This window comes from Bacillus sp. 16GRE42, from assembly GCF_019837435.1.
In the GTDB taxonomy this organism is placed as follows: Bacteria; Bacillota; Bacilli; order Bacillales; family Bacillaceae_G; genus Bacillus_A; species Bacillus_A wiedmannii.
On the sequence record NZ_JADAXF010000009.1, the window covers coordinates 36,108 to 48,819 of the forward strand.

The following is a 12,712-nucleotide window of genomic DNA, read 5'->3' on the forward strand; positions in this document are numbered from 1 at the left end:
TTTAATTGAATCAAAAGTTTAATCTAGAACGATTCAAATTTGATGAAATCCTTACCATAATAAACCCCTAAAACTTTATTAAGTGAATTTATTTTCTGGATAATTATGCTTAACAGCCTTTTAACCACTCTAACCGCTTCACTTCATTCATTTATCTATTTACTACAGCCACTTTTGTATTATTGGAAACTAAACCATAAATTCTAAATAGGAGAATAAAATAAAATGGAGGACTTCATTGTAACACGTATACATAAGTTTTAAATATTAAAATTAAGAAATATTTTTTATTAATCTTTACAAAAAAACACCCAAGAATTAACAAAGGTATTGTTTCGCCTGTTTAATTTCTTACAGAAACACGGTCGAAAACCCCATAGATATGAGAAGAAAACAGTCATTGTTATCTTAGGCGTCGTATATAATTTTTCTATGCCCCACAATCATGTAGCGTAATCAAAAATCTGAAACAAGATAGGGTTTATTTAGGATGCAAATTTTTAAAGAACTTATACTGATTTTCAGAAAAAATATTACATGAAATTAAACTAAAATAATGTTAGCTTGATGGGGATGGTGGACCGCCCACATTTTAAAGATTTTATAGACCAAGCGATTTAATTAATGTGCTCTGAAACACTACTCCTCTTCTAAAATAGCGTAATAATATTCATCCCACCATTCATTTCCATGGGGGATACACTTCCTGAAATAGCCTTCTCTTCTCATTCCAATTCTCTCCATCAATCGATATGATGGGGTATTTTGTGGCTGATATGTCGCTATAATTCTATGCAATTTCATTTCCTTAAACCCATATTTCAATGTAGCTTGTGCTGCTTCAGAAGCATATCCTTTATTGAAATATTTAGGATTGAATACCCATCCAATCTCATAAGTATGCTCACCAAAATATTTATGAAAAACAATATGACCAATCAGAATATTTTCATCAATCAGTACCACAGGAAAGTTCTCAGCATTTTCACCCATATTTTTATTTACAAAGTTACTTGTATCTTCTTCAGTAAAAACCCCTCCGGGTATGTATTTCATTACATTGCTATCTGATGTATACTCATGGACAGCTTGCCAATCTTTGAATTCAAAATTTCGTATTAATAATCTTTCCGCTTTTATAAACATTTACTTTTCTCCTCTCAAAAAATTGTTTCTTTACTTCAAATCCACATTCAACCCCTAAACTAAAAAGAGCCTGTAGGAATCTCTACAAGTTCTTTTTAATTTAAGATGAATATATGTGACAAACAAACTATCTTACAGATTCATCATTAAAACTACAGGAATAGTACTTTGACAAATATATCATATAACAAATATTAACATCCGTACATTTTTGAAAATTATGTTAATTGAGAACAAAAATAGCTTTTTTCTTAACTGTTCTTAATTTCTCTTACTACTAACTTCTTTTTACTTAAATAAACTGCTCGACCTGATTTTTTTGCAAATTCTTGCGAATGCGTAACAACAATTACGCACTTACCTTCTTGACGATCGAGTTCCTGAAACAACTCAATCATTTTATTTGCTGTTGGTTCATCAGCAATAAATAAAACAACATAGCAAGATAGTGCCCTAGCAATTGCTACACGTTGCCGGTGTTTGCCACTTAATTGAATTAAATGACAGTTACTGAATATAAAGAATATGTTTGTTTTTATTCTAAAAATTCTCTTCTTTAACAAGGTTTATACATTTCTTGATGATACATACGCTCGTACCCAATCAAATGAGTAATCTGGAATCCAAATTTCACGATCATAGATTTTTCTCATTACTTTTTTCAAAACATCCTCATATTCTCTCGGTTTCAATCTACTGTTATGAGCCATAATCTTCTATATATATGCCTCTTTCAACCAATTTGATATGGTTTTACGCTGTTTTGGCTTTTAGATATGACCATATCATTTTCGTTTGCAATAGTTGCCTTTTAGGACCTTTTGTATGATTTTTCACTGCCTTTCCTTCGTCGCTATTTTAAATTTATACTAATCATTTATTTTAACTTAATATGAAGAGGTATCGAACTTGGTCTGTTTTTAATACTGAATTTTCTGATAAATATTTAGAAATACAATTTAAACTAATACCATCTGTAATAATATGGATTTCACTGCTATGATAAAAACATATAGATATAAACATACAAAGGGGGAAGCTATGTGATCGTAGCAAAAGGAAATGAAAACATTACTACATTAATGAACGATTGGTACAAAGCTATGCGTTCTCAAAAGCTATTGCAAGCCAAAAATCTAAGGTCTGATGTTGAAAAACTTCTCGAAGAAATGGAACAAGATCCAACGCTTCTTATTTACTATTCTTTACTAGAGTTTAGGTATAATCTTTTGATAAATAATACATCTGGATTATTAATACCTGGAGAACATATTGAAGAGTCTACTATAGACATGCTCAATTACTACTACTATTTGTTCAATGCTATACACGCAATGAAGATTGGACAATACATTGACGCTAAGCACTTCTATCACAAAGCTGAAACACTTCTATCTCTTATTCCGGATGAAATAGAACAAGCAGAATTTAATTATCAGTATGCCCTGTTCAACTATTATCAGTTCCAACCACTAAATACAATAACATACGCTAATAAAGCGAAAGAAATCTATTCTAATGAAGTTGGGTATGAAATAAATATAGCTTCATGTAATAATATTTTGGGACTTGCAAGTACTTCTCTAAAGCAATACGAGTTAGCTGAAGAGTATTTCCTTTCCGCTTTAGATATTGCAACCAAACAAGAGCAAACACAACTTACTCATATGATTCGCCATAATATAGGGCTTCTATATTCAGATCAAAATATGCCTCAACTAGCAATCAATTATCTCTCCAAGGCACTGGAAGGTAGCTGTAAAACAATGTATTTGTTAGCTAAAGAACATGAGAAACTAGGGAATATAAATGAAGCCGCTGATTATATAAATAAAGGATTGCAAATTAGTAATGCACAAAATAATAAAGAATATTATCATCATTTATCGATTTTAAATGCAAGATTACAGCATACTCCTATAGATGAATACGAAAAGATTATTGTTGAAGGAATCCATTATCTCCAAGAAGAAAATTTATGGCACTTTGTTGAAATATATGCTGATGAATTAGCAAACAAGTATTATGATGAAGGTAACCACTTAAAAGTAAGCCAGTACTTCCGTGTGGGATACAAAGCTAAAATTGAAATGGAGAAAAGGAGTGCTTTAAAATGATGAAAAAAATACTAATTAGTACAGCAGGACTTTTATTCTCAGGTTTTATGCTAGTAGCACCAATCACTTTAAGTAATACTCACGGCGAGGCAATGATTGCAGTACAAAAGCAGGAAATTATACAATATACAAATACCCATGGTGAAGGAATGTAATAACTGAAGAAATCCTCTCCTACAATTGATACACTATTATTTGCAGGGAGGTTTTCTTCCTATATTATATATACTTACTTTGTGATAATTAGGGTGTAAGACTCTCCTCAACAAATCTATACAGTTATATTTAATAATATAAAGAGATAATAAAAAAGGTATCTTATAATAAATAAGTAAAGGTCTTTACTTCATTGTAAGGGCTTTTATTTTTTTATAAAAATCCATCCTAGAAATGTTATAATTACTCCATTCCTTTTATATTAATAAGAAAAATTTAAAAAGATTAGAATATTTAAAGAGCGGAAGAAATTATTAATGTATACACAAGACGATTTTTATAAGAAATTAATTGGGGAACAAAGAATAGTAAATATTATCCTAATTAACGGAGTTAGAATACCTGGAATCATTATTGGTGTGGATAAATTTTCAGTTCTAATCTCTAGCGATGGAAAACAAAAATGCCTATATAAGCAGGCGATTTCAACAGTTGCCGTATAAACTACCGTAAGTTTTGATGTTTCATTTTGAATATACTCCACTTTAAAATTAAATTTGAATTTTATTATTGTTTGAAACAAATAGTTAAATTGGACATTCTAATAATTAAACATAAAATGAGTATGAATTAAATAACAACTAATCTCTAACCCTTGTTTGAAAAAGAGGTCGGGTATCCCGAACTCTTTTTCATACGTAATTTTGGCCTGTGCAAACATTTTTTCTTTTTTCTTTTTTATTTGATAAAAAAGAAAAAAGAAAAAATGTTTGCTATACTAAATTCGCACAAATATATGCAAAATCACAAATGAAATAAGAGCAGCCTGACATAGCTGCCCTTGTTTCATTTTTATTCTCGTAACCTGCTCTACTATTTCGCTTAAGTTATTTATAAACCTAATACACTAACAATCTGGCATGCTTTGGAGTTTACAATATGATAGTACATCTCTAACCCTCTTCTTTCCGAACGAAGAATCTTCCCACGCATCTTAGATAAATGCTGCGAAACAGTAGATTGAGGTACCTCTAATAGCTCCGTCAATTGTGTTACATTACAAATTTTGCGATGTTCTAATTCTTTCACAATTTGTAATCTAACTGGATGAGCCATAATCTTCAATAATTCTACATCCGCCTCTGGAATTTTGTGCATTTCTTTACTTATTTGCATTTCTGTCATATTTTATTTCTCCTTTTCTACATTCTTTATTATTTTTAATATCAATTTATGAGTGTTTAATATTTGTACAAGTATATATAGTCCATAATCACCGAGCTATTTACTCTTCTTTATCTTTGTGACCTTTTGCATATAGAAGTATTATAATGGCTAAAAATCCAACAAAAGATAGCATAGGTATCTAGATGAAACCAAATAAATTCAAGTAATCTTCTGTACAAGAAACGCCTACTGAACATATCTTCATTTCACTTGTTGGGAAAGTCTGAATTGTTATCTGGTAAACGGCTATTATTAAACCAATACATGCAAATGGAAATGCATATGTACTTACGTTGGGATCTTTTCTATACATTCCTATACCCAATATTAATACTAATGGATACATGGCCATCCTTTGATACCAGCATAAATCACATGGAGGTAGTTTCATCCATTCACTAAAAACCAAACTTATGAGCATTGCACTTGTAGCTATCATCCAAGCAATTGCAATGTGATACTTTCGAATGATTGACATCTTATATTCGCCTCACCTATCTTATTAGAATGCAAAACGTTTGCTAATATATGACTAGTTTATTACCATGTTTCGAGTACCCTGTTTCAAAAGAAAATATCCAATCGTATCGCCTCTCTTTTAATTCTAAAAGGAAAAGGTTCTCAAAATCATCACGCACTTCGTACATGGTTTATAATGCTTTTTCTAGCGGACCAAAACCATATACAATATGTGTATGTACTCTTTTGTTTTTCTTTTTTACTACCGCTAAATATACATACCGTCTTTCATTCGCTAAAACAAACTTCAAAAGCCCAAGTATTTGACTCACCTTTCGCACCCCTTTTCAGCTTTCCTTACCCTTATTAAAAAGAATGGGTAAGGAAAACTATTACGTCTTACTTTACTAATTTAACAAATGTCCCGTTTTTAATTTGAAAATACAAGAAGACACTCATCATTACAATATTTATTACACCAGCTGCAGCACCAATTTTGGAGATAACATACACACATTCATTACTACTAAAAGGTAATAAACTCGCGAAAATAAATAAAATTGAAATGATAAAGGATAAGAGCATATTTCTTTTGTTTTCATTCATTCAAAAAACCTCCATTTTGTACGAATATTTATATTGCAATGGATTAGGGGGCTAAACCGCATCATTACGGTTATAATGATGTTTCTCTTCATCCTAAACCTTTTTATGCTCCACACACCAATTTTGTCGCCTTTGCTTCTGTTTCGCTTTCTAGCATTTGTGGAAGCAGTGTAGTGCTAGGTTTTAAAATGTAAGCTACAATGCCATATCCTGATTTAACTATTAATTCGTTGATATGTATCCCTTCACAAAATACATATGCCAATTTCCCGCCATACTTGTCCTCTTTAGGTCCACAATCATAGACTTATGTTACGCTTTTTCCTTTTAATTGTTTCTTTAGAAATAACGACGCTTCCTTTCCTCTTAACTGTTTCTAAGCCATGTAATTTTTCTTTATAAGCTTCTGTAATATCAACAATACTTTTCCCTTGTACTTGCTGTTGTACTCCCTTTTGTACTGTTCGGGCAGGTTTCGAACCATTTACTTGAATCGAATTGTTGTATGCTGTCATTAAAAAAACGAATGACGTAATACAAATAACCTTAATCCAAGATTTCATAATGTCTTATCCTCCAAATAAGCATTTCTCTCTACCTAATAAACAAAAAGACTATATATTGAATTGACTCCTTGATAATTAAAACAAATACAACTCTGAATCCAATTCGGATAATCATTAAAAACAGGTTTAAATGAGTGCCTTTTACATTCTGGACATTTCAATACCATGCCTCTCTCGTTCTTTTTTGCCTATATACTTTTTTAAAATGGCACATTTGTCAATGTAATTTCATTAACATACGACATTTATCTCCCCTTTTGGTTCCAAAGTTTTAAAATAAATAAAAAAGGACACACCTATAGCATATGTATGCGTAGGTGTGTCCTTTTGCAAGAAAGATTTAGAAGAATTTTGTTACTTTCATCATATCGTATTTCTTATTAGTTTTATATACAGAATTTAAGATTTTAATGTATTATTTCTTCTTATCTAAATCGTATATTGAGAAACTTACTTGATCACCTTTTTACTTTACGTGATATTCGTTCAACTACTCGGGTATACCGAGTATATTTTTGTAAATAATAAGGTTGTTAAACGTTAAATCGAGGAGGTGTTGTATGCAAGATCATAAAAAATCTATAAAAGGTACTGGTTCTGTTATGAAACCAGATTTTGCTGAAACTGATGCACATAAAGTGAAACAAGAAATTCAGAATGATGTAAGAGCGGGACAAGGAGCAATGACTTCCCGAGAAGCAGGGGCAATGCGAGATTAAGAAAACACTCCTTATTGGTTTTTTCTTTTCTAGAAATTTAACCAGTAAGGAGTTATTCCAGAACTATTTTAGCTTTTTACATTTATCATTTAAAAACATACTGCATTTCTTTTGTAGATCATAGGTTAACTTCACATCAAATTTTCACGATTAAATCTCTTTTTTCAAACTAAGATTATTTTCTTTCAGATAATTTATTGCATCTTTGTTCACCGCTCGCAAATCTATACCTTGTTTTTCCGCTGCAAATGAACAACCACAATAACATTGACGGAAAACATCATATTCATTACACATTTCAATTGAGCGTTGATATCCATTACTTTTTTTAAAATCACTTGGTAAATAACGTGAATCATAATTTTGTTGCACACCAATTCCAAGTTCATTTATTAATTGACTATTTTTATTTTTAGAAAGAGTAATTGCACTGCCGAAGTAATCAAATCCCCTTTCTTGTGCTACCTCAGCTGAACGATCCAATCTCATATCAAAACAAGCTGAACAACGAAGTCCACCTTCTGGCTCTTCTGCCAAACCTTCTTCTTTTACCATTTTAAAAAATACATTTGAACGATATTTATCCTCAATAAATCCTACTGTGTGCCCTGTACGATTATTAAACTTGTTTACAAAAATCTTTTGTTCATTAGAGCGCCGTATGTATTCACTTTTCGGGTGGATATTTGAATTTGAGAAGAAGATTGTGACATCTGAATGTTCTGCAAGAAATTCCAATGAAGCGGTACTACAAGGAGCGCAACATGAATGAAGTAACACTTTTGGTCTTTCGTTCTTTGCTTCCCAATCTTTAATCATTTTTCTTAATACTTTGTCATAATTTATTTTCTGGTTCTTTATTTTTTTTAAATACGTTTCAACATCTAACACTTCTTTCACAACTAAACCTCCTATTTATTTTCATTTATCTATTTTATCATCTGAATTCATAAATATAGTTATATACATCTATTTACAAGCCTTAAAATTGTTCTTTTGAACTTTTCATGACGGTCCTAATAATGTACGTAGTCTATTAGCTTTATGTCTACAATATATCTTTAGTCATTCTTTTTCATCACAAAATCTTTTGGGTTACCTTTTAACTGGTAATACTTCACGTTAAGACGAATAACTACTACGATGATTACCAAAAAACCTATTATATATAACATTGTTCCTTTCTCCGTTTCTTATTGTTTAGCGAATCTATTCTGTAAATACTTCACATGTTTCTTCTCAATATCCTTACCGGTAATATTTGCTCGCAAAATGGTTTGGTAGATATGCTCAACCTCATCTTTTGTTAGTCTCAGATTAATATAAGATTCGATACATTTTTTTAGATCGTTATAATATAGGACATGTTTATCTTTAGAATGAACATTTACCCTTTTTAGACTGCATTTTGGATGAAACGCGGCAATAGAGATACACGGCAACTGTTGTTCCATCACCCATTCAAATACCTTTATATGTTTATAGTTTTGTCGAAATGGGTTTTGAAAAGAGGATTTCTTACTAAAAATACCCTGTGTCCACCTGGCTGATTTCTCACTTCCATAAATCCAGCCCTCGTAGTTCTTTGTCTCTATAACAAATACACCTGTTTCCGAGATAACAATATGATCAATTTGCGTTGTATCACCATACTCCGTATGAACCGTAACATCATGTAACACATAATAACTTGTGGGATCCAATTTTCCCAATATACGTTTCACTAGTCTTTCCCCGGCTTTCCATTTCGGTACATGTTTTTTTAAAACGATGTTAAAAGGAATCAGAATCACAATGAGAATCAATTCGAATATCAATACTTTCATAATAAAAGCCTCCTTTTCACACTCTTGCGTTTCTGCGCATCAAACGATATACATACGTTTCTAACCCTAAAATAAAATATGAGATACATAAGCCTTTTATCACCATCTCTACGAATCCCAATGCTAAAGAAACAAGGAGCCCCCCACGAAACTGAAAAGGTCTAGTTACCCTTCTATTTACAGGCTTTTCAATGACACCAAAGTTAGCCCAGGTGGGTAAACGTTTTTCTACATTCTTTATTGTGCCCATTAATCCGTATTTTAGGGACAGAATGAAACAACCGATTAATAAATACACAATGGAAGAAAAATAGACAGATAGACCCATAACAATAATTGTGAGCAGCCAACCAATCAAAATGGAATTTCGCAAATTAATATATTCTCGATTTCTTTTCAAAACAAACAGTCCTTTCAAAATAAATAAGGTTATTTTTCATTGAGAAATATTCACATTTAATTGTACGCATGATGTGATACGTCTCTACTAACTTACGTACTACCCTAAAGAGGATTGTGATAGACATCTTAAAACTTATTGTAGATAATACGGTAACAAAACAAGAAACAGATTCAGCTTTTTCAAACCTTTTAACCTGCAAATATACAGCTATTTATCTAAGTGGCATACTATCTCCTATATTGCCGGAAGTACTTAAAGAATACGAAAGAAGAAATCTAATGGATAGATAAAAGGTACCGAATGCAGACCCAGTACCTTTCTATCCTTATATATAGTTTTTACATATTTTCAAATAGCCATGGAGCAAGTGCTGCTAACACACACCGCAAACAAGATCCCGTTATAACACGGTTGGACCACCGGTAATACTCAGGCTGTTTCGTACTCTCATGAATTCTTCTTAAACGTATACCTGCAATTAGCATAAATGGTGTGAAAATAAGTGCAGTTGCTTTAAACAGGTCTAAAAAATCCGTAAAGATGTTCATAAACGAAAATACATCGGAACTGAACAAGAAGTACACACTTAGTCTCAGAGACATCATACTAATAAATGAGAAAATCATACTTCCAGTTGCCCACTTCATCCATTGGCCATTCTTTGTAATTAACGCCATAACCATGACAATAATGCCTAATACGAATGAAATAGAAAAGATATTTACTCCTACCTTAAAAGCCGGAGCATACAGACCTTCAATCTTTTGTATGATTGATGAGCCAAATGAATCATCTTTTTCTTTTGTTTTCGTTCGATTGTTTAATCCCTCTTTAAAAGATGATGAAACATCGTTCCCCTTCAATTCATTAAAATCTACTTTTACAGAGGCCTGGACAGCCTGTAAGGGGACAAATAATAACACCATTAAAACAAGCGTACATAAGACTCCTATCATCCTTTTTTTTGTTTCATCACACATCACCCGCTAATTTTGGTTTAACGCTCTTTAATTTGATTTGATTTCCTTCTGCAACATAATAGAGATCTGCTGCATAATAAATATTTGCTTTTGTATATGCCCCCATAATTGCATTCGCGATTTCTTCCTTCTCTACTGCCATATGTGTTTCATTTTCATTGTAAAATCCAATTTCAATTCGATTAATATTATTATTTAATACTGTAAGATGTAACTCTTTTAAGCTATCTAAACGATTTCCTAATCCACACACTAACTTAAATACTTTATTTGCAATTGTTGGTGGTTTAACATAAGTCGTATTAAAATGAATAGTTTCATCATCTACTAATCCATCCTCCTCAACTGCACATGTCATAATGAACGAATGATTTTGTTTTTCTATTTCTTGTTGACTCAACTTGCGATCAATGACATATTTCAAACTTATTGATAGATTTTCTATATATTCATCCAGTTCGGTATTTGAAATTTTAACCTCTGAGAATTCTGGAAAAATCATGTAAGCGTGTATATTAGAACTACTTTTACTTACACGTAATAACTGAACTTGTTTCTTTTCATAGCGCACCGCTTGTTCTAATTTTTCTACTACGTTGTTGCTTATATGATCGATTGCCATATATTATCACTCCTATTTACTTTAATAAAATTTTTTTCATACAATACTCATGATTTGGTACTGTCTATTTAAAGCATTGTAAAATTACGAAGAGTTCTCAATTCTCCTGTTCTAAGACTGTTAATCACCTGAATATCAAAACATTTTAATATTACAATGACGTACAATTTTTCATTATAGTTGAATATTCTCATATGGTGAATCGTTCTATCCCACTCATTTGTACAAAAATAAAAAAATTTCATCCTTGTACAAATGAGTGAGAAAATGCTGTTTTTCATGCTATCTAAGAAAAAATAACTAGGAGATACATTCATATATTTCCTAGCTATCTACCACTCCATCTAACTAATGTATAGGAATAAGATGAATCAATTTTCAATTCTAAATACAGCAGTTGATTTTCTGGTAATATTTCTCCCCCTGTATGAATCCAATAGCGCTTGTTATTAGATATGTTTATTATGCAGGTGAGTTCTTGCTTTCGTTCTACTATTTTAGCCGTACATTTCACAACCTGAAATTCTTCCTCTTCTAATACTAAATTTTGAACAGAAGTACCATGTGCTGTTTCTTGTAGGATTTTCAGCTGTTCTAGTTTATGAAATGTATCTTCGTATCCTAATAATCCCTCTAGTGTATCCATATTGCTTGAAAATGGTATGTCCTCATCACTTAGAAATGAGGTATCATATACTGTTTCAGAATCAGGAGTATAGTGAAAACCCTTAACATGCTCTACCACTTCAGCATCAATTTCCTGTTATAACTTGTTACTGAATTCTTCATCCAAATTCTTTTGAACAGTAATAGCAACTAGATCATATATACCTGCTACATCTTTTTCTAAGGTGATTTCTTTTGTTAGGACAGTAATACGCTCTTGTTCCCTACCAATAGGTCTATTTTCTCTCGGGCACCAATAAACGGGACGTTCTACCGGTGTATTTCCTCTTTCTTCCTTCTTGGCTTCTTCTATTAGAAATTTTTTTCTTGAATTACGAACTACAAAAAATACATAATAAAATAGACCGATAAAAATGTTTGTAAACATATTATTCCCCTCTCGATTATGCAAATAAATCGAATTCAAATTGCCCATCAATTACTTTGCTTTTTCGTTCCCTTTCCTTTGAGAAGTATCTACTTCAACAATCCATTTATCCTAGAATGCAAAATCGAGTTAATGAACAAGCATACGCTTATCCGTATTCAGTGTTTCCCTACTGTTAGTGAGGGTGGATAAAATCTCACCGCTAAAACATTTTCTACACGCATTATAATTGCCCCCCAGTTCTTTTTTGCAATAAAAAAGGAAGATCTAAGTATATACCTCACTCAGTTCTTCCTTTTCCCCTCTGTAAACTACCTAGATTTTATTAAAATTTTAGTTCTTCACCTGTAATTTTAGATAGCACATCCCTATACCAGCAAATATATCATCCGGCTCTTTTGAATCATCTAATACTGTCCAAATGTTATCTTTTTTCATTTTTATATCTCCTCTTTCTTATAATTTGTTAAGATTCATAACCCGGCTTGCGAACTTGAAAACAATACAAAAAGGGCTTCTTCAAGTCGATTAATAATGTGCATAGCAAAATAAGCTATTTATACACTAATCGGCTCAAAGAAGCCCTTTCACAATTGAAACAAGATGCAACTTGCTTCTACAACTCAACCACAACACAAGAAGGTGTGGGAATAAACGGTATCAAATAAATCAACAATATAACCATACATTACACAATTAGGATAGATGAATCAAGATATTTTCTAAGTTTAAAACAAATCTAATACTGGGAATATATATATTAATTTTACTCTCAAAAACAGAAACCTAGCAGCATATCTTTTGAAAATAAACATAAGAAAAACGTTCTAT

At 31.6% G+C, this 12,712-nt stretch carries 11 protein-coding genes and 8 pseudogenes; 5 read left to right on the forward strand and 14 right to left on the reverse strand.

Translation table 11 applies throughout. From position 1 onward, the window contains the following. Positions 1–294: 294 nt before the first annotated feature. Positions 295–456 (forward strand): annotated as a pseudogene (locus tag ILS93_RS26855) (IS4 family transposase); the annotation flags it as partial. A 183-nt stretch (positions 457–639) separates the two neighbouring features. Here the strand turns inward: ILS93_RS26855 and ILS93_RS26860 are convergent. The 3 genes and pseudogenes from ILS93_RS26860 to ILS93_RS26870 form a co-directional block, all read right to left on the reverse strand. Then, positions 640–1,146 carry a GNAT family N-acetyltransferase gene (locus ILS93_RS26860; RefSeq protein ID WP_222661640.1) on the reverse strand — a complete coding sequence of 169 codons (507 nt, stop codon included), beginning with the start codon at positions 1,144–1,146 and terminating at the stop codon, positions 640–642. Between the two features lie 251 nt (positions 1,147–1,397). After that, positions 1,398–1,649, reverse strand: a pseudogene (locus ILS93_RS26865) (ATP-binding cassette domain-containing protein); the annotation flags it as partial. A 63-nt stretch (positions 1,650–1,712) separates the two neighbouring features. After that, positions 1,713–1,983, reverse strand: a pseudogene (locus ILS93_RS26870) (transposase). A 206-nt stretch (positions 1,984–2,189) separates the two neighbouring features. Here ILS93_RS26870 and ILS93_RS26875 point away from each other — a divergent pair. The 3 genes from ILS93_RS26875 to hfq all read left to right on the forward strand — a co-directional run bounded on the left by ILS93_RS26875 (position 2,190) and on the right by hfq (position 3,922). Further along, positions 2,190–3,263, forward strand: a complete 1,074-nt coding sequence (locus ILS93_RS26875) for a response regulator aspartate phosphatase (protein ID WP_222661641.1) — start codon at positions 2,190–2,192, stop codon at positions 3,261–3,263. After that, positions 3,260–3,418: a hypothetical protein gene (locus tag ILS93_RS26880; RefSeq protein ID WP_173602309.1), complete on the forward strand. Its 159-nt coding sequence runs from the start codon at positions 3,260–3,262 to the stop codon at positions 3,416–3,418. The genes ILS93_RS26875 and ILS93_RS26880 overlap by 4 nt, the downstream gene beginning before the upstream one ends. A 318-nt stretch (positions 3,419–3,736) precedes the next feature. Then, the gene (gene hfq, locus ILS93_RS26885; protein ID WP_222661642.1) at positions 3,737–3,922 is read left to right on the forward strand and encodes an RNA chaperone Hfq; all 186 of its coding nucleotides are present in this window, start codon (positions 3,737–3,739) and stop codon (positions 3,920–3,922) included. A 388-nt stretch (positions 3,923–4,310) separates the two neighbouring features. Here the strand turns inward: hfq and ILS93_RS26890 are convergent, their stop codons facing one another. The 5 genes and pseudogenes from ILS93_RS26890 to ILS93_RS26910 all read right to left on the reverse strand — a co-directional run bounded on the left by ILS93_RS26890 (position 4,311) and on the right by ILS93_RS26910 (position 6,274). Further along, the gene (locus ILS93_RS26890) at positions 4,311–4,604 is read right to left on the reverse strand and encodes an ArsR/SmtB family transcription factor (protein ID WP_098585287.1); all 294 of its coding nucleotides are present in this window, start codon (positions 4,602–4,604) and stop codon (positions 4,311–4,313) included. A gap of 100 nt (positions 4,605–4,704) precedes the next feature. Further along, positions 4,705–5,124: pseudogene (locus ILS93_RS26895) on the reverse strand (disulfide oxidoreductase). A gap of 43 nt (positions 5,125–5,167) precedes the next feature. Then, positions 5,168–5,437, reverse strand: a pseudogene (locus tag ILS93_RS26900) (hypothetical protein). Between the two features lie 75 nt (positions 5,438–5,512). Continuing rightward, positions 5,513–5,711, reverse strand: a pseudogene (locus ILS93_RS26905) (hypothetical protein). Between the two features lie 51 nt (positions 5,712–5,762). Then, positions 5,763–6,274, reverse strand: a pseudogene (locus ILS93_RS26910) (thermonuclease family protein). 563 nt (positions 6,275–6,837) lie between these two features. Between ILS93_RS26910 and ILS93_RS26915 the strand changes: the two are divergent. Beyond that, a complete protein-coding gene (locus tag ILS93_RS26915; protein ID WP_222661644.1) occupies positions 6,838–6,996 on the forward strand; it encodes a hypothetical protein in 159 nt (52 codons plus the stop codon). Between the two features lie 150 nt (positions 6,997–7,146). Here the strand turns inward: ILS93_RS26915 and ILS93_RS26920 are convergent, their stop codons facing one another. The 6 genes and pseudogenes from ILS93_RS26920 to ILS93_RS26945 all read right to left on the reverse strand — a co-directional run bounded on the left by ILS93_RS26920 (position 7,147) and on the right by ILS93_RS26945 (position 11,881). Next, positions 7,147–7,887 carry an epoxyqueuosine reductase QueH gene (locus ILS93_RS26920; protein ID WP_374987934.1) on the reverse strand — a complete coding sequence of 247 codons (741 nt, stop codon included), beginning with the start codon at positions 7,885–7,887 and terminating at the stop codon, positions 7,147–7,149. Between the two features lie 302 nt (positions 7,888–8,189). Next, the gene (locus ILS93_RS26925) at positions 8,190–8,822 is read right to left on the reverse strand and encodes a nuclease-related domain-containing protein (protein WP_222661646.1); all 633 of its coding nucleotides are present in this window, start codon (positions 8,820–8,822) and stop codon (positions 8,190–8,192) included. 16 nt (positions 8,823–8,838) lie between these two features. Further along, positions 8,839–9,222 (reverse strand): hypothetical protein, encoded by a 384-nt coding sequence (locus ILS93_RS26930; protein WP_222661647.1) that lies wholly within the window; start codon positions 9,220–9,222, stop codon positions 8,839–8,841. A 341-nt stretch (positions 9,223–9,563) separates the two neighbouring features. After that, positions 9,564–10,181, reverse strand: coding sequence for a hypothetical protein (locus ILS93_RS26935; RefSeq protein WP_222661648.1), 618 nt, complete (start codon positions 10,179–10,181; stop codon positions 9,564–9,566). Positions 10,182–10,197: 16 nt separating this feature from the next. Further along, on the reverse strand, positions 10,198–10,827 hold the full coding sequence (locus ILS93_RS26940; RefSeq protein WP_222661649.1) for a hypothetical protein: 630 nt from the start codon (positions 10,825–10,827) through the stop codon (positions 10,198–10,200). Positions 10,828–11,155: 328 nt separating this feature from the next. Next, a pseudogene (locus tag ILS93_RS26945) lies at positions 11,156–11,881 on the reverse strand (hypothetical protein). Positions 11,882–12,712: the final 831 nt, after the last annotated feature.